This window comes from Paenibacillus sp. FSL A5-0031 (genome assembly GCF_001956295.1).
Taxonomy (GTDB): domain Bacteria; phylum Bacillota; class Bacilli; order Paenibacillales; family Paenibacillaceae; genus Pristimantibacillus.
Genome location: NZ_MRTD01000016.1, coordinates 112,643 through 130,622, shown reverse-complemented (window position 1 = coordinate 130,622; position 17,980 = coordinate 112,643). Strand labels below are relative to the sequence as shown.

Below are 17,980 nucleotides of genomic sequence, written 5' to 3'. Positions count from 1 at the left end.
ATGAGGAGCGTGAATGACCATGGCTAAATCAATGCCGGAAATGGAAGATTATAAGTATGGTTTCCGTGACGAGCACAAAGCCGTATTCGAATCAGGCAAAGGTTTAACGGAAGAAATCGTGCGTACGATTTCGGATATTAAAGGCGAGCCGGAGTGGATGCTGGATTTCCGCTTGAAATCACTTGAGCAATTTTTCAAAATGCCGATGCCTAAATGGGGCGGCAACATGGATGAGCTTGATTTTGACGACATCCAATATTATGTTCGTGCTTCAGACAAGCAAGGGAAAACATGGGAGGAAGTTCCTTCCGAAATTAAAGAAACATTCGACAAGCTGGGTATTCCAGAAGCTGAGCAAAAGTTTCTAGCAGGCGTATCGGCTCAATATGAGTCCGAGGTCGTTTATCACAGCATGCAAGAGGATCTTGAGAAGCAAGGCGTTATCTTCACAGATACTGATACTGCGCTTCGTGAGTATCCTGAGCTTATGAAAGAATATTTCGGAACGATTATTCCTCCGAACGACAATAAATTTGCTGCTTTGAACAGTGCGGTATGGTCAGGCGGAAGCTTTATCTACGTACCAAAAGGCGTGAAATGCGAAGTGCCTTTGCAGGCATACTTCCGTATTAACTCCGAGAACATGGGTCAATTTGAGCGTACGCTTATTATTGCCGATGAAGACAGCTCCGTTCACTATGTAGAAGGCTGTACAGCTCCCGTTTACAGCACAAACTCTTTGCACAGTGCGGTAGTTGAAATCTTGGTTAAGAAAAATGCACGCGTTCGTTACACAACGATTCAAAACTGGGCACCGAATATCTACAACCTGGTTACAAAACGTGCGGTAGCTGATGAGAATGCAACGATGGAATGGGTAGATGGAAACATCGGCTCCAAGCTGACGATGAAGTACCCAGCTGTTGTTCTTCGCGGTCGCGGAGCAAAAGGTATGGTATTGTCCATTGCCGTTGCCGGCAAAGGCCAGCATCAGGATGCAGGGGCAAAAATGACTCACCTTGCGCCAGACACGAGCTCGACAATTATTTCCAAATCAATCAGTAAACACGGCGGTAAAGTAACATACCGTGGTCTTGCATCCTTCGGACGCAACTCCGACGGCGCGAAAGCTAATATCAAATGTGATACGCTTATTCTTGATAACGAATCAACGTCTGATACGATTCCTTATAACGAGATTTTGAACGATAACATCACACTTGAGCATGAAGCAACAGTGTCGAAGGTTTCTGAGGATCAACTGTTCTACCTCATGAGCCGTGGTCTAAGCGAAGCGGAAGCAACGCAAATGATCGTAATGGGCTTCATCGAGCCGTTCACGAAAGAACTGCCGATGGAATATGCGGTAGAGATGAACCGTTTGATCAAGTTCGAAATGGAAGGTTCTATCGGTTAACGATAAACCCAACAGGAAAAATGGGCTGTCCCAAAGTAGAATTTTCTACTTTAGGGCAGCCCATTTTCTTTGTTCATCGTCTCCATCTATTTTTCCATTAGTAGCTTTACTGCTTTATCGAAATAGCTGCCAAGCTTAGCGGTTTCTTCCATGTTGCCATGAGCCCAATAAAAGATCATCGCATTGTTTAACTTATAAATACGAGGATAAAGCATATTAATCAATTCGGTTTGTTTTTGAAAATCCTTTAGACCGTCTTCAAGCTGCTGCTCCGAATTAAAAATATAGATTGAAACCTGCTCTAGGCGAGTAGAGTCAGCTTCATTGTTTATAGGACTAACCGTATATCTGCTAGGCTTAATACCATCCAAAATCCATTCCTTATCCGGGCTGATCGGAGTTAAAAGCAGCTGCTGATTGTATAATTCTTCTTCGATTAGATTTAAATAAAGGGATGATTTGGTTAATATAGGATCAATGATTTGTGCCGTAATGGAGAACCGAATGGGTGGCGATGAATCAAGCTGCATTGCTGCTGCTCTTATAGCGACTGGCTGACTAATATGCAGCTTATCATAGATTTCTTTATCGATTGTGTACCACGCTAACTCACGGTTCTGTTCTGCTTTTGCAAACCAATCATCCGTCGTCATTTTCTCTTGTTTAGTCCAATTTGTTGCGACTAATACACGATAAGAATCATCTCGAGTGATTACTTTTTTGTCCATAACAAGACCTTGTACTGCTTTCTCTGGCTTTGACCAAGATAATATTTCTCGAATCTTAATCGTGTCAGAAGTAGATAGCCTAAACATCGTATGCGAGTCATCTAAATCAACGATTGAATCTGTCTTATCTTCACCGATCAAAAGATAATATTCAGAGCTGCCGATTATTACTTTATAAGTTGGAGCTGTCATTTTTATGACACCTTTTAGTGCTTCAGCTTCTTCAAAAGCTTTTTTAAATACTTCTACAAGATCCGCTTCGGTTATGGTCTGATAGATGGATTCAATAGCTTCCTTGCTGCCATCACCGTCCTTGAGACTGTAAATGACCACTTTTTCGCTGGTACGATTTGGCTGTTGGTTCGGTTCATTGCTTGCTAGCTCGTTTGGTTGAACAGTTGGTGTATTGCTTATTGCTTCGGATTTGCAGCCGGTCATCATTAAAGCGATAATGATTATTGCTAAAATGCTTCTCACTCTATCACCTCTATTCTTAATTTGCATATTTGGTATCATTTACAATAACAACGATAAAATCAATGTATAAGTTGCGAACGTGGCTGATAAGAATAAGCGGAAGCATAAAAAAACAACCCGCAATCGCAGATATGATCTGCAATTCGGGTTGTTTTTGAAACATTTAAATGTAAACCTGCTGGATTTCGTACTCACGCTCAATGGCCATATCGATGAATTCTTCACCAATTTGAATAAGCGGGCGGAAAAACTCGGTAGGGTGAGTCATGACGATAATTCCACTTTCTCCACCTACAAGCTCAATTCTTTTGCCTATGAAATTAGGCATCATATGTTTAATAAAGGTGTGGGTTGTATAGGGATCAAGCTCTTTGAAGCTCAGCTGATAAAGTTCCTTTAGCACAAAAAGCAAATCACGCTTCTGTTGATATACGCGCTGGGAAATCATCGCACTGTAAATATCGACTACAGCAATGATCTTGGATACGGGATGAATCTCATCACCCTTCAGACCTTGAGGATATCCAGTGCCATCATTTCGCTCATGATGTTGAAGTGCTCCAATGGCTACAAAGGGTTCATCCAGTGAATCTGAAATAATCTCATGTCCGTAAACGGTGTGTCTCTTCACTTCTTCGTACTCTTCATCAGTCAGCTTCCCAGGCTTATTCAAAATACTCTCTTCAATTCGGCATTTTCCGATATCATGGAGGAAGCCGGCGTTGCCGATTCGAACAGCTTCTTCATTGGAGTATCCCACCCAAGTAGCGAGATAATAGGACAACATACCGACCTGCACGGAATGCTGATACGTATAATCGTCTTTAGAATTGAGCAATAGCAGCATAGATACAACATCGCGTTCCATTTGGAGGTTGCTCAGTAGAGGCTGGAAGATGGATGTTACTTCCTCGACATCTACTTTTCCTTGCAGATTCGCTTTCGTGAATAATCCCTCAAAGCTTTTGACAGCGTTTTCGTAAAGGGGCTGAACGGTAGGAAGCCACTTGGGATTTATAGTAGATTCAAGTGTACGACCTTCCGTTTCTTCGCTTGCTCTTTCATCTATATCAATATAGTCCATTTGATGTTGAAATAATCTTGATATATCTTGGTTATTGAGTACTGTTCCTTTGGAGAGTACATGAAGTCCGTAATTGTTGAAAGTGTCATTGCTTAAACGGTCTCCATTAATTAATTCTGTAACATGAACTCTCATCGAGACACCTCATTGGTAGTAGTAGAAAAGATATACCTACAATAGTAGCAATGATTGATCGGATTGGCAATATGAGGGTATTATAATAGCGACTAATTACCTAATAATTCAGCATAAAGCGACCTTGCTTTTGCTAATTGATCTGTGCCTTGGACGATGGCTCGGCCATCCTGGAACAGGACTAAGGTCAAATCAGCCTCAAGTTCAATTCGCAGTAAAAAACGATTGCGTGTTATTGTGCCAACCGGCTTTAAACGTTCAGCTAACTCTTCCAAATTCAGTAGAGCATCTTGACTCGGTGTAATTTGCACAGAATGGCGGCCGCATAGAGCAGCAGCTGATCCTGACATTTGGTCTTCCAAAAATGCAAACTGCCTATTTCCGCAGCAGTCGCAATGGCTTCGCTTCGATTTGGCCACAGAAATAGGAAGCCAAGCATGATTCCAAAGGTCAACTTGAAATAAGGTGCCGTGAAGTGCGTTCTTGTTGCCTGAGAGCAGCTTAATGGCTTCCGTAGCTTGAAGAGAGCCGATGATGTCAACGACGGGAGAGATGACACCTGACGTTTCACAAGTATCGGTCGTTCCAGGCGGTGGCGGTTCATTGAACAAGCATCGGTAGCAGGGGGATTCACCTGGTATAATCGTCATCGTCATGCCCGATGCGCCGACGGCTCCGCCATAAATCCAAGGAATGCTGTATTTCACGCTATAATCATTAATTAAATATCGAACAGAGAAGTTGTCACTGCCATCAACGATAAGATCAACATCAGCGAGTAATTCCTCCGCATTCATTGCCGTCAAATCAGCAACTATCGGATCAATGAAGACAGAGCTGTTCATGGCTCGCAAATGCGCAGCAGCGGCCTCTGCTTTGGGGAGCAGCGATAATACATCTTCTTCGGTATACAGCATTTGCCGCTGTAAATTACTCCATTCAATAATGTCCCGGTCTATAATACGCACATATCCAACGCCGGATCTGACCAAATGCTGGGCGATGACAGAACCAAGCGCACCCATGCCAACGACCGCTGCGCGACTGCCGGCAAGCAGCTGCTGTCCTTTCTCTCCAACGGGAGAGAAGCGGATTTGTCTCGCATAACGAGCTGATCCCACGCCTGATATTTCAGGCGCAGCGTTATTTTGTATGATTGGTTTGTTCATTTTTGCTAATCTCCTTAAAAGCATTGTGAAGCCATGTTCAACACGCCTAGTTGTAATTCTAAAAGTCCTTTAATTGTTCAGTAGGATTCCACGGGCCAAGCTGATGCCCTTTCCATTCTGATCCGTCTTCCCAAATTTCTTTCTTCCATATAGGAACGATTTGTTTAAGACGTTCAATGGCATAGCGGCTCGCCTCGTAGCAGCTGTCACGGTGGGGGGAAGACACCGCGATAACGACGCTTGTCTCAGCGAGGCCAACAACGCCAATTCTATGGCTGATGGCACATAAGGCGCCATGCCAGCGCTCGGCAATTTCATTGCCGATTTGCTGCATCGTTGCAACGGCCATCGGTGCATACGCTTCATATTCAAGCCGTACCGTACGCTGCCCATGTGTCCATTCACGCGTTGTTCCTACAAATGCAATTGAGGCACCATTTTCCGGTACGATAACTTTTGCAAGCACAGCATCGGAGCTAATGACATCGTTTGTTACGATATAGCGCTCTATAGGCTCCTTGGCAAGCTCTTGTTTCTCTTCTCCTCCGGATACTGGCGGAAGCAGGGCTAGCTCGTCAGAGGCGTGTACGATCATATCCTCGGCGGCGTAAACGTGGTTGCATGCGATAAAAGCTATTTGTATTAATGCTTGATGATCTGGGTATTCGTCAGAAATGGCGGCTTTCAGATCGGCTACGCTCATTTTCTCCAAATCAGATTGCAGCTGTATGGAAGGGGCTCCAATTCGCTCGGGAAGCCCTGCAAATAGTTTAATAATCCAGTCATATTTCATGGTATAAAACCTCTCATCGTATAGGCTTGAAGCTGTTTATAGAATATCATAATTCAAGAAAAAATGTTATGCTTATACTCGTACAGAAAGGGAGTGAAGGTCATGCCGACATTGACGGATCGTTTTGGACGGGTACACGATTACTTGCGTATTTCAGTAACGGATCGTTGTAATTTGCGATGCTTGTATTGCATGCCTGAGGAAGGAATGGAATTCACAGAATCAGAAAATTTACTTTCCTATGATCAAATTGTCGAGGTTGTTGAGGCGGGTGCGGCGCTTGGCATTACGAAGCTGCGCATTACCGGAGGCGAGCCGCTTATAAGGCCGGGTCTCGATGGTTTAATTAAAAGATTATCTGCCATAGCTGGCATTAAAGATATAGCATTAACGACGAATGGTGTTTTTCTAGCCAAACAAGCGGAAGCGCTTCGTGCAGCAGGCTTGAATCGCGTCAATATTAGTTTAGATACGCTGGACTCCGCAAGATTTCGTTTTATTGCAAGAAGCGGGGAATTAAAACGTGTGATGGAAGGAATCGAAGCGGCAGCAGCAGTAGGCTTCGACCCTATTAAGCTGAACTGCGTCCTTCTTAAAGAAGTAAATGAGGATGAAATTGCCGCATTTTTAAAACTCGCCTACGAGCAGCCGATGCATGTTAGATTTATTGAATATATGCCAATCGGCCATGCGGATGAAAATTGGAAAAAGCATTATTTGCCGCTTTCACGTGTACTGGAAGTAGCAGAGCAAGAGGGCTATACGATTAGCCGCGGACCAAACGTACATGGAAACGGCCCCTCAGAGGATTGGCAAATGAAGGGCGGCCGCGGCTCCTTCGGGCTTATTCATCCCATCAGCGATCACTTCTGCAGCAATTGCAATCGGCTGCGCTTGACAGCGGATGGGTCCATTAAGCCTTGCTTATATTGGGTAGATGAGCTGAATGTAAGAGAAGCATTCGGGCATCCAGAGGAAATGCAGCAATTGCTGCTGAAATCGATGGACATTAAGCCGGAAAACCATGAAATGGCGGCTAAGCTGGCTGACAGCGCACAAACTCATATTCCTACCGAACGGCGGATGTCGCAGATTGGAGGCTGAGAAGCAGCTGATGCATGAGATCAAGATTGAACATTTTGAGATAGGAATGTCCGCTACGACCCCAGAGGAGATGGCAAAGCTTTCGGGCGCAAGTTTCCTTATAGCGGGCAGAGTGCCGGATGCTGAAGGTGAAGCATTTGACTTATATCAATGGTACGCTGCATGGATGAGGGACAATAATTCTGAGAATGCTGCAGCGTCCAAGACGCCATCTTATTTAATTGTTGAAGCGGGGGATTCTTTCGAGGCTACTATTCCATGGGAGCAGCTTGAGCGGGCGGCTGTGCTTTACCGGATTAATGGCTTGCCTTTGCAGAAGGCAGGCCCTATCCGCCTTTATGTGCCCAACGGCAGCAGCAAATGCTTAAATGTGAAAAGCATTGTTAAACTCAAAATTAGACACGATGAGCCAAATACGCAGGTTGAAGCAGCATATGGTTTTAAGCATACCTTTTCGATGAATGATTTGCGTAATAACAAGTAGACTGGTTTTGTGTCGCTGAGTACAGGCATTAAGGAGGCGTGCATGAATTTGACGGACAGTTTTCGTACACGGGTAGTGCTTCTTCATAGCAATGATATACATAGTCGTTTGGAGCATGCCGCCAAGATCGCTTCATTTATCGCAGAGGAAAGACGAAGCTGGGGCAATGAGCGAGTGCTTGCGGTAGACTGCGGAGACCATATGGATCGCATGCGAGTGGAGACCGAAGGCAGCGATGGGATTGTTAATGTAGAACTTTTAAATCAAGCTGGTTATGAAGTAATAACACTTGGCAATAATGAAGGACTTACTTATTCTTCTCAGACGATTTCGGAGGCGTATACCAATCGCGCTCAGTTTGCTGTCGTTTGTGCCAATATGCATGAGGCTGATACAGGTGAGCAGCCTGATTGGCTGCTGCCAAGTATTATCATTGATAAAAATGAACTTCGAATCGGTATCATAGGCGTCACAGCGGCCTTTTCTGACTTTTATTCCTTGCTAGGCTGGCAGGTATCCGATCCATTCGCGGCGGTGCAAGAACAGGCGGCAAAGCTGAGAGATAAGGTAGATGTGCTGGTAGTGATGTCCCATATTGGGATTACCTTCGATAAGCAAATGGCGGAGAAGCTTGAGGGCATCGATCTTATTTTGGGAGCACATACCCATCATTTATTGGAAGAGCCGATTGTTATCGGTGATACGACGATTTGTGCAGCCGGGAAATTCGGCGAGTATATTGGGCGAGTAGAAATCGGAATGGACGCCGTTTCCTCGCGCCCAATGTACCGCGCAACCTGCGTTCCTACGGCCGCAATGGCAGAGCATCCCGAAGCTGCCGCCATCATCGGCAGCTACCTAAAGGCGGGACAGCAGCGCCTAAGCCGGGTTATCGCCCGGCTTTCAGCGCCGCTGCCCGCCAGAGCCGAGCGGGAATCACCGCTCGGCAACCTGCTGGCCGCTGGCTTGCGCCGCTGGACCGATGCCGAGATCGGCATCGTCAACGCTGGACAGCTGCTCGGCGGCCTCGCGCAAGGGGACGTGACAGCGGGCGAATTGCATGCCCTCTGTCCGTCGCCGATTAATCCGTGCCTCATGCTCATCGCAGGCACGGATATAAGGACAGCGCTGGAGCAAGCGCTGCTGCCCGAATTTATTCATAAGCCGATCAAGGGATACGGCTTTCGCGGTGAAGTGCTTGGAACGCTTGCCATAGATGGTTTGTCCGTTACCTATGATTCGAACAGAATGCCGATGGATAAACTCATTCAGGTAACGGTCAATGGAGAAACGCTGGATGATGAACGACTGTATAAGCTGGGAACGATCGATATGTTCAGTTTCAAGGCGGGTTACGAGTCGCTCGCTAACGCGGTGCAAGTGAACTATTATTTGCCTGAATTCATTCGAGACGTGATCGAAGCGCAGCTGCAAAATTCGTCTGAATTGGCGGAATGTTGTCAGCTTAGATGGGAAAATGCCTCGATTTGACAAAGAATATGAAAAATATCGACAATTCATGTCGAAAAAATAGTATAAAATGGTTGCGATTTTCCCGTATATCCCGTACATTAACATTACGAACGATTTTTTCCGATGTAATAGTTAGCCGACTTTTAATGGGGAAGGATCGAGAAAATGCGGTTGTTGCCAATAGCGAAATGCAGGCCGGGTATGAAGCTGGCCAAAAAAATATTTTCTCAAGAGGGTATCGTTCTTCTTGGCGAAAATATGGAACTGACAGAGAGACTTATATCCCGCTTGGATCAATGCGGAATTCAATATGTTTATATAACAGATCCGAAGACGGATGATATTGTGCTGCCTTCTTTAATTAGAGAGGAAACGATGCAAATCGCGCTGAAGGAAATTCGAACGAATTTCCGCGAGATGATGGATCGTCCTAAACGCAAAAAAGGTGTAACCTACCCCTATATTGCACAGCCATTTAAAAATATGATGAATATGATTATCGATGACCTCTCCGGTCATAAGGATGCCATGATCATGTTAATGGACATGAGCTCCGTTGATCATTATTTGTTCCAGCATTCCTTAAACGTCTGCGTTTATACGACCCTGCTCGGTATGTCGAACGGCTATTCCAAGGATGAGCTTACGACGCTTGGCATGGGTGCTCTTCTTCACGATATCGGCAAGACGCAGATTGCGATCGATGTGTTAAGAAAACCAGGCTCCCTCTCCAAAGAAGAATTCGAAGCGATGAAGCAGCATGCGAGAATCGGTTACGAGCTGCTCAAGGATGAGCCTAACCTGCCGCTGCTTGTTGCCCACTGTGCATTCCAGCATCATGAGCGAATTGACGGAAGCGGGTATCCGCGCGGAATCAAAGGCAATGAAATTCATGATTATGCGAAGTGGATCGGGTTGGTCGATTCGTACGACGCTATGACAACAAATCGCGTCTATAGTGCTCCAATGCTTCCGCATCACGCGATTGAGCGGCTGTATGCCGGTACGGGAACGTTATACGAGCAGCGTATGCTGCAGCTTTTCCGTGATAAGGTTGCTATTTACCCAATAGGAATAACAGTAAAGCTGCAAACAGGAGAGTCGGGTATCGTAGCAGATCTTAATCATTCTTACCCGCATCGACCTATTATTCGCATTCTATATAATGAAGCGGGCGAGGAACTGAAATCGCCTTACGAGATCGATTTGTCGAAGCAGCTCACGATGATGATCGTCAGCGTGAACGATGACGCGAGCGAAGTACAGTTTGCCTCAGGCATTTAACGAAAGACAGATTGGGAGCCGCCTAGGCTCCTTTTTGCTTCTTTTTTTGCCGTTTTATTTGCTTCCTTTGCAGTCGCGCATTACAATAACTAAAGAATGATTCATTCCAGAAAATAAGTCAGGTGCTGAAGAAAAAATGAACACAATACAATTTCAACAATCAAGAACACCGTTATCCACACTTTCGCCAACGAATGATCCGTGGGATCCCATTCGTTCGTTGCAGCAATATGGAAGACATCGCTTAACAAGCGTCGAAATGACCGTTTCCAACCTATGCAATATGCGATGCGAGCATTGCGCGGTTGGAGATACACTAGTAATGACAGAACCCGCCAAGCTTCCGCTTAAGCAGATGCTGGACCGACTGGATGAAGTGGAGCATCTCGAAACGATAAGCATTACAGGCGGGGAGCCATCCTTCTCCGACCGAACGGTTCGTGATTACATGGTGCCGTTGCTTCAATACGCCCGCAGCCGCGGCATTCGCTCCCAAATCAATTCGAACGTGACGCTGCCTTACAGCCGTTATGAGCAGCTAGCTCCTTATCTAGATGTCATGCACATTTCGTTTAACTACACGTCTCCGGAAGATTTTCACCAAATTGGATTTGCGAAAGCCAACCACCATGTATCGCTCGAAGCTGCGACCAAGCTTTATGAACGAATGATCGAAAACACGCGTCGCCTTAGCGAGACAGGTGTACTCGTTTCTGCGGAGTCTATGATCAATTACAAAACGTATAACAAAATTGATGAGATTCATCAGCTGATCGTGGATATGGGATGTCAGAGGCATGAGGTGCATCCGATGTATCCTAGCTCTTTTGCGAAGGATTTACCGGTTCTCTCACGTGAGCAAATGTTGGAAGCAATTGAACGCTTGTTGAAAGCGCGCGACCAATCCGTTTGGATGCTGTTTGGCACACTTCCCTTTTATCCATGCAGCGACAGCAAATCAGAACGTGAGCTGCTGCGAAGATTAGCGAATGAGCCAAATGTGACGGTACGCAACGATCCTGACGGCCGCAATCGGCTGAACGTAAACTTGTTTACAGGTGATGTATTTGTTACTGACTTTTCTGACGTGCCCGCTTTTGGCAACATCGGTTCGTCCAAATTGGAGGATTTATTTGATAAATGGCTGGACCATTCCCTTGCGCAAAGTGTGAATTGTCACTGCCCGGTCGCTTCATGCTGCGGACCTAACCTCCTTGTTAAGGATATGTACTATAAAGATGTTAATTTCCATGAGCGCAGCGCAGTGCTGGATTAGTATGAAAGAGCTGGTTTAAGAGTGGCGTAAAGTGCATATAAAAGAATAGAGAGGAGGAGAAGCTGTGTCTATTAAGACAATCGTATTTATCGCTTTAGGGTTATTGTTGCTCTATCTGTTTTTTACGGTAGGTGCTCCTTTCTTGCTTGCGCTTGTTGTAGCTATTTTTCTTGAGCCGCTTAATCAGCTGTTTATGAAAAAATTCCGAATGAATCGGCTGGTGGCAGCTACAATATCAAGCAGCCTATTTACGGTTATTCTCATCGGACTAATCGCGCTGCTTGGTGTGAAAGTGGTAGCCGAATTAATAGCCTTTTTCAAAAAAGTGCCCCAATACTTCGAGAACGCCAATGGGATGGTAGACGATCTCATGTTTCAGGCACAATCGTTATATCAAAACTTCCCTCCTGACGCCATTGAAACGTTAGAGAAGTGGCTAATGGAGCTAACGAGTACATTAACGAAAATGGTGGGTACGTTATCGAACACCGTTATCGCATTCGCCTCAAGCATCCCGGGCATGTTCATCTTCTTTATCGTCTTCTTGGTAGCGGTATACATGATGAGCTTCAGTCTAAATACGATGAAGGCAACGGTGCTTTCGTTATTTGAAGAAAAATCGCAGCCCCAGGTCAATGATGTGCTGAACAATCTCAAGAAGTCGATTTTTGGTTTCCTGCGTTCGCAGTTTATTTTGAGTGCACTCACCTACATCATTTCGTTGATCGGTTTGCTCATCCTTAATGTCAAATATCCGCTTGCTATCGCGCTGCTTATTATCATTGTTGATATTATGCCGATTCTTGGAACAGGTTCTGTACTTGTGCCATGGGGAAGCTATTTGCTGCTGACGGGCAATGTTTTTGTTGGGGTAGGGCTAATTATTCTATTTCTAGTGATTACCGTATTCCGCCGCATCGTTGAGCCTAAAATTCTCGGTGATTCTGTAGGGATCGGCTCATTGTCAGCGCTTGTAAGTCTTTATGTCGGCTTCAAGCTCGTCGGTGTTATCGGTGTATTCATCGGACCGCTTGTCGTGATCATCTATATGGCAGCTCGAAGAGCTGGACTATTCCAAATGAAATTCAAGCTATAGCCTTGGAAAAGCCGTGCCAAAGCCGCTGCTAGATACGTATGATACTGCAAAAAAAAGCAGATCATGCAGGAGGCATACGAATAGATGGCACCTATAAAAGTAGCAATTGTAACTCCAGGCTCCTTCCCGATTCCATCATCAGGAAGCAGCTCGGTTGAGCGAGTGGTAGAGAAATTTGCCCCGCTGCTTAAGCCTTACGCGGAACCTCGTATTTTTGGAAGACTGAGCAAGCGATTGCCTCGTCAAGGACAATTTAACGGTGTTGTTTGTGAACGGTTTGCAGCGGGCAATAAGCAGCGATATATTCAAGAGGTAGGACATGCGGTTCACCGTTTTTCTCCTCACGTCATCGACGTTGAGAATCGTCCCCAATTTGTGCTAACGATGAAGCGTTTGAATCCAGGCAAACGAGTCTGGCTTTATTTGCATTCCTCCACCTTCATTTCACCCTCCTATATTTCTTCTGCAAACTTGCATAAGTGCTTGCAGGCAGCAGATAGAATCATCGTTAATAGCGAGTTTCTAAGGCGAATTGTAGTGTCGAAAGCGCCAGAGGTCGCTTCGAAGCTGCGAGTCATTTATCCTGGGGTAGATACGGCCAGGTTCCCTTCACAATATTCCTCCGAAGGAGCCGCTAAACGGGAGAGTTTAAGGCAAAAGAGAGGATTGAATGGTAAAAAAGTGGTGCTTTTTATGGGGAGGCTTATTCCGCTTAAGGGCGTTCATCATCTTCTCAATATCGTGCCGCAGCTTGCCAAAAGCCACCCGGAGCTCGTCGTTATCATCGTAGGGAGCCCATTTTATGGCTCGCATCGCAAAACGGCTTATGCGCGCAAACTTGAACAGCTTGGACGCAAATGTCCGGGTCATGTTCGTTTTGTGCCCTACGTGCCGCATTCGGAAGTGCCCAGCTGGATGCTCGTTGCTGATGTAGCGGTCGTTCCATCTGGACAGAGGGAGGCATTTGGGCTCGTTAATGTTGAGGCGATGTCCTGCGGCGTTCCGGTAGTCGCAACACGTGCAGGCGGAATGAAAGAAATTATCCGTAATGGCGAAACGGGCTATTTGGTCAATCAGCTTCATATCGAGCGAGAGCTGCGAGAAAAGCTGCATCTGCTGCTTCGCGATAAACAGCTCAGGCAGAAGCTGGGACGCCGCAGCCGCGAGCGTGTGGAGCAGACATTCACATGGCGTCACACCGCTGATCGATGGGTAAGGCTGCTGAAGGAAAGCGGACTGTAGCAGGCTGTATTTTTCCGCGGTTTGGAAAATAGAGGGTTGACACCCTTCTTTACTAAACGGTATAGTCAAACAAGGAAATCCACTAGGGGCGCCGTAATGGCTGAGATAAAGCGAATCGCTTTGGTCCCTTTGAACCTGATCTGGGTTATGCCAGCGTAGGAAAGTGGGATTGTGCGTTTATGCTTTGCGCGTGAAAGCTCTGCCGAAATCTGCTGAAGCCTCAGCTTATGCGGCATGACTTTATCTGCTTAGGGGAAACCCTTGCAAGATAACACTCGCATGACGACACTCTTCGACCGCTCCTTTGCTGGAGCGGTTTTTTTGTTTGGCGCCAGTGAATCGATAAAGCTTTGTGGCCGCCATGCACGCTCCAGCGATTGCAGCTCTTGTAGTAGCCTAGCTACTTGTATAGCAGCGGTGTTTTAAACTTTCTCATATGCTTGCGTATGCCTCCAGGAGGAATTCTATTATTCCATTAGGAGGTTTTTGTTATGTCTATTTTTTCTACTCCGCTTCCGGGCAGCCGCAAGGTGTACGTCGAGGGCTCAAAGGGAAACATCCGTGTTCCGATGAGAGAAATTGCACTTGAAGCTAGTACTGGCAGAAATGGTGAAGAGCTGCCGAATGAACCTGTAAGAGTTTATGATGCAAGCGGTCCTTATACCGATGAAACGTATGAGGCAGATGTTCGGCGCGGTTTGCCCGGTATTCGCAGCGAATGGATCTTGGAGCGTAGTGATGTAGAGCCCTATGAGGGCAGAGAAATCAAACCGGAGGATAACGGATTTATTTCGGCTGAAAAAGCAGAGCAGCGTGGCGCGGAACGATTCCCAGGGTTAACGAGGAAACCGCTTCGTGCCAAAACAGGGCAAAATGTTACGCAGCTTCATTACGCTCGCAAAGGGATCATTACTTCTGAGATGGAATACATCGCTATTCGTGAAGGGATGAGTGCAGAATTTGTACGCAGCGAGATCGCGGCCGGCCGTGCCATTATTCCGACGAACATCAACCATCCTGAAAGTGAGCCGATGATTATTGGGCGGCAGTTCCACGTTAAAATCAATGCTAATATCGGCAACTCTGCTGTAGCTTCTTCGATTGAAGAGGAAGTGGAGAAGATGACTTGGGCGACTCGCTGGGGAGCCGATACGATTATGGATTTGTCCACAGGGAAAAACATCCATACGACGAGGGAGTGGATCGTGCGGAATTCTCCAGTTCCAGTTGGCACAGTGCCCATTTATCAGGCGCTGGAGAAAGTGAACGGCAAAGCAGAAGATCTTTGCTGGGAAGTATTCCGCGATACGCTTATTGAACAAGCCGAGCAGGGCGTCGACTATTTTACGATTCATGCAGGTGTGCTGCTGCGCTACATACCACTCACGGCAAAGCGCGTTACGGGTATTGTCTCGCGAGGCGGATCAATTATGGCAGCTTGGTGCCTGGCACATCATAAGGAAAATTTCCTATATACGCATTTTGAAGACATTTGTGAAATTATGAAAGCATACGACGTATCATTCTCGCTCGGTGACGGCCTGAGACCCGGTTCTATTGCAGATGCCAATGACGCTGCTCAGTTTGCTGAGCTGGATACACTTGGTGAGCTAACGAAGATTGCATGGAAACATGATGTTCAAGTCATGATTGAAGGCCCTGGCCATGTGCCTATGCATTTGATTAAAGAAAATATGGATCGTCAGCTGGAAGTATGCGATGAAGCGCCTTTCTATACATTAGGACCGCTAACGACCGATATCGCGCCAGGCTATGATCATATTACTTCAGCAATTGGAGCTGCGATGATTGGATGGTTCGGCACGGCGATGCTTTGTTATGTAACACCGAAGGAGCACCTTGGCCTCCCGAATAAGGAGGATGTGAAGGAAGGCGTTATTACGTACAAAATCGCAGCTCATGCAGCTGACTTGGCGAAAGGGCACCGGGGAGCGAAGCTGCGTGATGATGCATTGTCCAAAGCTCGATTCGAGTTTCGTTGGCGGGATCAATTCCACCTGTCGCTTGATCCAGAGCGTGCGATGGCTTATCACGATGAGACGCTTCCGGCTGATGCAGCGAAATCTGCTCATTTCTGCTCCATGTGCGGGCCGAAGTTTTGCAGCATGCGAATCACCCAAGATATAAGAGAGTATGCCGCGCAAAACGATATGGAAACAACGGAAGCCATTGAAGCGGGAATGAAGGAAAAATCAGATGCATTCAAGGCGGCAGGGAGCAAGATTTATGGTTGATTCTGTTCTTGATGCTTTTGCCGATCGTTATTCGAGGCAAACGAGATTTGCTTTCATTGGAGAGGCAGGCCAGCGGAAGCTGGCCGATGCCTCGGTGCTTATCGTCGGTGTAGGCGCATTAGGCGCTTCGCTTGCGCAGCATATGGTAAGAGCCGGTGTCGGGGAAGTTAGGCTGGTAGACAGGGATTTTGTTGAGCCGAGCAACTTGCAGCGCCAAATGCTTTTTGACGAGGCGGACGCGCTAGCTGTGATGCCCAAAGCAGTGGCCGCTGCCAATCGGCTTCGCCAAATTAACAGCAGTGTAAACATTATGGCGACAGTAGCGGATGTGAATGCACAGAACATCGGATTTCTCGCTGGAGGAGTCGATCTCGTCCTTGATGGGATGGATAATGCAGCGACAAGGCTTCTGGTCAGCGACCAATGCTTTAGACAGCAAATCCCATTTGTTTATGGCGGGGTGGCTGGGGCGCAGGGCATGCAGGCAACATTAATTCCTGGAGAGACAGCTTGCTTGCGCTGCTTAATCGGAGCAGATGATATGGAACAGGAGGCAGATACTTGCGATACGGTGGGCGTACTCGCTCCAGCGGTTGAATGGATTGCATCTATGCAAGCAGCTGAGGCGATAAAATGGCTCACTGGCAATGATTCGGCGCTGCGTAAAACGTGGTTGAGCATTGATTTATGGTCATTTCGAATGCGGGAATCGGAGCTTCCGGCATTCAGTAACGAGTGTCCATTCTGTGGTCAAACGCCTGATGGAGCAACTGACGACAAGCGTTGTTTTGAAGCTGATAGAGCGGAAGACACTCAAATAAGCTCTACCGTATTATGCGGTAGGGATACGGTGCAGGTGACGTTAGGCAAGCCAATTGATTTAAAAGAGGTAGAGCAAGCTTTGAGAGCGCTTGGCTGCACGCTCACCGTGAATCGGTATTTAGTGAAAGCGATGATTACAAGCGGAGAGCAGCTGATTCTCTTCCCAGATGGACGAGTGCTTGTGCAGGGCACAGCGGATGCAGAGAATGCAATTAATCTCGTTAAAACGTTCTTATGAAATGGAAAAAAATGATTTGTTTGATGAAAGGTTGTGTTTGAGAATGAGTAGACAAGGCTGGCGGAACTTCAAGCTCTACGCCATTACAGCGAAATCCAATCACCCTGGTAGATCAGTCGTTGAAGTGATGGAACAGGCGCTGATTGGCGGAGCCCAAATGGTTCAGCTTCGCAACAAAACGGGGACGAGGGAAGAGGTGCTTGAAGAGGCCAAAGCCCTTCGAATACTAACGCGAAAATATAAAGTGCCTCTTATCATTAATGATTATCCTGATATTGTTCTTGAGACGGATGCTGACGGTGTTCATTTGGGTCAGGATGATATGCCAATTGCCAAAGCAAGAGAATGGCTTGGTGCTGACCGCATCATTGGCATATCCACGCATAACCTGCAGCAAGCGCTAACTGCTGAGCAGGAAGGAGCCGATTATATCGGCGTTGGACCCGTGTATCCTACCGAAACAAAGCCGGGCCGTACGGCTGTTACTACAAGTTATGTCAGGGAAGCAGCGCATCATATAACCATACCGTTCGTGGCTATTGGCGGTATCACACTCGAAAATGTTGATGTCGTACTAGCGTCGGGAGCGACACGGATATGCGCAGTTTCAGCCATTGTTGGCCATAATGACCCGGCTGGTGTTTGTCAGGCTTTCTTAAAGAAAATCGAAGCCCACCGTTCTGAATATGTTCTTCCAATTAAGACAGTGAAGATTAATGGACGCGAGGAGCAGACCAGCGCTAAAACAGTGGAAGAACTGGTCGTCCAGCTGGGACAACAACATAAAAAGCTCGTTATTGAGCTTAACGGTATGATCGTACAACGTGCAAGGTGGGCTGAAACTGAATTACTTGGCGGAAGCTCCATAGAACTTGTTCATTTTGTCGGAGGAGGCTGAATATT

Annotated in this window: 16 protein-coding genes and 1 riboswitch; of the genes, 11 read left to right on the top strand and 5 right to left on the bottom strand. The window is 46.5% G+C overall.

The window, feature by feature from the left end; all coding sequences use genetic code 11:
• The first annotated feature begins 19 nt into the window (after positions 1–19).
• Complete coding sequence (gene sufB / locus BK120_RS25255) at positions 20–1,417, top strand: Fe-S cluster assembly protein SufB (RefSeq protein WP_076270269.1); 1,398 nt, start codon at positions 20–22, stop codon at positions 1,415–1,417.
• An 86-nt stretch (positions 1,418–1,503) separates the two neighbouring features.
• Here sufB and BK120_RS25250 read toward each other — a convergent pair whose 3' ends face one another.
• From BK120_RS25250 to BK120_RS36305, 5 genes are all read right to left on the bottom strand, one after another.
• Complete coding sequence (locus BK120_RS25250; RefSeq protein WP_076270268.1) at positions 1,504–2,622, bottom strand: YhfM domain-containing protein; 1,119 nt, start codon at positions 2,620–2,622, stop codon at positions 1,504–1,506.
• Between the two features lie 16 nt (positions 2,623–2,638).
• The gene (locus tag BK120_RS35525; protein ID WP_179089889.1) at positions 2,639–2,785 is read right to left on the bottom strand and encodes a hypothetical protein; all 147 of its coding nucleotides are present in this window, start codon (positions 2,783–2,785) and stop codon (positions 2,639–2,641) included.
• Positions 2,786–3,841, bottom strand: a complete 1,056-nt coding sequence (locus BK120_RS25245) for an HD-GYP domain-containing protein (protein WP_076270267.1) — start codon at positions 3,839–3,841, stop codon at positions 2,786–2,788.
• Between the two features lie 92 nt (positions 3,842–3,933).
• On the bottom strand, positions 3,934–5,010 hold the full coding sequence (locus tag BK120_RS25240; protein WP_076270266.1) for a ThiF family adenylyltransferase: 1,077 nt from the start codon (positions 5,008–5,010) through the stop codon (positions 3,934–3,936).
• 58 nt (positions 5,011–5,068) lie between these two features.
• The gene (locus tag BK120_RS36305) at positions 5,069–5,803 is read right to left on the bottom strand and encodes a molybdenum cofactor biosynthesis protein (RefSeq protein WP_076270265.1); all 735 of its coding nucleotides are present in this window, start codon (positions 5,801–5,803) and stop codon (positions 5,069–5,071) included.
• A gap of 102 nt (positions 5,804–5,905) precedes the next feature.
• On the opposite strand from BK120_RS36305, the gene moaA reads away from it, so the two are divergent.
• The 10 genes from moaA to thiE all read left to right on the top strand — a co-directional run bounded on the left by moaA (position 5,906) and on the right by thiE (position 17,975).
• A complete protein-coding gene (moaA, locus tag BK120_RS25230; protein ID WP_076270264.1) occupies positions 5,906–6,907 on the top strand; it encodes a GTP 3',8-cyclase MoaA in 1,002 nt (333 codons plus the stop codon).
• A complete protein-coding gene (locus BK120_RS25225) occupies positions 6,897–7,391 on the top strand; it encodes a hypothetical protein (RefSeq protein WP_083682423.1) in 495 nt (164 codons plus the stop codon). Before moaA ends, BK120_RS25225 begins: the two co-directional genes overlap by 11 nt.
• Positions 7,392–7,433: 42 nt before the next feature.
• Positions 7,434–8,882 carry a bifunctional metallophosphatase/5'-nucleotidase gene (locus BK120_RS25220; RefSeq protein ID WP_083682421.1) on the top strand — a complete coding sequence of 483 codons (1,449 nt, stop codon included), beginning with the start codon at positions 7,434–7,436 and terminating at the stop codon, positions 8,880–8,882.
• A 147-nt stretch (positions 8,883–9,029) separates the two neighbouring features.
• A complete protein-coding gene (locus tag BK120_RS25215; protein WP_076270263.1) occupies positions 9,030–10,148 on the top strand; it encodes an HD-GYP domain-containing protein in 1,119 nt (372 codons plus the stop codon).
• 136 nt (positions 10,149–10,284) lie between these two features.
• The gene (yfkAB, locus tag BK120_RS25210; protein ID WP_076270262.1) at positions 10,285–11,424 is read left to right on the top strand and encodes a radical SAM/CxCxxxxC motif protein YfkAB; all 1,140 of its coding nucleotides are present in this window, start codon (positions 10,285–10,287) and stop codon (positions 11,422–11,424) included.
• A 64-nt stretch (positions 11,425–11,488) separates the two neighbouring features.
• Positions 11,489–12,520 (top strand): sporulation integral membrane protein YtvI, encoded by a 1,032-nt coding sequence (ytvI, locus tag BK120_RS25205; protein WP_076270261.1) that lies wholly within the window; start codon positions 11,489–11,491, stop codon positions 12,518–12,520.
• Between the two features lie 84 nt (positions 12,521–12,604).
• Positions 12,605–13,762: a glycosyltransferase family 4 protein gene (locus BK120_RS25200; RefSeq protein WP_076270260.1), complete on the top strand. Its 1,158-nt coding sequence runs from the start codon at positions 12,605–12,607 to the stop codon at positions 13,760–13,762.
• Positions 13,763–13,836: 74 nt separating this feature from the next.
• Positions 13,837–13,941: riboswitch (TPP riboswitch) on the top strand.
• A gap of 312 nt (positions 13,942–14,253) precedes the next feature.
• The gene (gene thiC / locus BK120_RS25195; protein WP_076270259.1) at positions 14,254–16,017 is read left to right on the top strand and encodes a phosphomethylpyrimidine synthase ThiC; all 1,764 of its coding nucleotides are present in this window, start codon (positions 14,254–14,256) and stop codon (positions 16,015–16,017) included.
• Positions 16,010–17,077, top strand: coding sequence for a ThiF family adenylyltransferase (locus BK120_RS25190; protein WP_076270258.1), 1,068 nt, complete (start codon positions 16,010–16,012; stop codon positions 17,075–17,077). Before thiC ends, BK120_RS25190 begins: the two co-directional genes overlap by 8 nt.
• Before the next feature lie 43 nt (positions 17,078–17,120).
• The gene (gene thiE / locus BK120_RS25185; RefSeq protein WP_076270312.1) at positions 17,121–17,975 is read left to right on the top strand and encodes a thiamine phosphate synthase; all 855 of its coding nucleotides are present in this window, start codon (positions 17,121–17,123) and stop codon (positions 17,973–17,975) included.
• Positions 17,976–17,980: the final 5 nt, after the last annotated feature.

Coding starts and splice junctions, on each gene's coding strand:
- yfkAB (WP_076270262.1), top strand. CDS start 10,285: ATGAACACAATACAATTTCAACAATCAAGAACACCGTTATCCACACTT.
- BK120_RS25220 (WP_083682421.1), top strand. CDS start 7,434: ATGAATTTGACGGACAGTTTTCGTACACGGGTAGTGCTTCTTCATAGC.
- BK120_RS25240 (WP_076270266.1), bottom strand. CDS start 5,010: ATGAACAAACCAATCATACAAAATAACGCTGCGCCTGAAATATCAGGC.
- moaA (WP_076270264.1), top strand. CDS start 5,906: ATGCCGACATTGACGGATCGTTTTGGACGGGTACACGATTACTTGCGT.
- BK120_RS35525 (WP_179089889.1), bottom strand. CDS start 2,785: ATGTTTCAAAAACAACCCGAATTGCAGATCATATCTGCGATTGCGGGT.
- BK120_RS25245 (WP_076270267.1), bottom strand. CDS start 3,841: ATGAGAGTTCATGTTACAGAATTAATTAATGGAGACCGTTTAAGCAAT.
- BK120_RS36305 (WP_076270265.1), bottom strand. CDS start 5,803: ATGAAATATGACTGGATTATTAAACTATTTGCAGGGCTTCCCGAGCGA.
- thiE (WP_076270312.1), top strand. CDS start 17,121: ATGAGTAGACAAGGCTGGCGGAACTTCAAGCTCTACGCCATTACAGCG.
- thiC (WP_076270259.1), top strand. CDS start 14,254: ATGTCTATTTTTTCTACTCCGCTTCCGGGCAGCCGCAAGGTGTACGTC.
- sufB (WP_076270269.1), top strand. CDS start 20: ATGGCTAAATCAATGCCGGAAATGGAAGATTATAAGTATGGTTTCCGT.
- BK120_RS25200 (WP_076270260.1), top strand. CDS start 12,605: ATGGCACCTATAAAAGTAGCAATTGTAACTCCAGGCTCCTTCCCGATT.
- BK120_RS25215 (WP_076270263.1), top strand. CDS start 9,030: ATGCGGTTGTTGCCAATAGCGAAATGCAGGCCGGGTATGAAGCTGGCC.
- BK120_RS25190 (WP_076270258.1), top strand. CDS start 16,010: ATGGTTGATTCTGTTCTTGATGCTTTTGCCGATCGTTATTCGAGGCAA.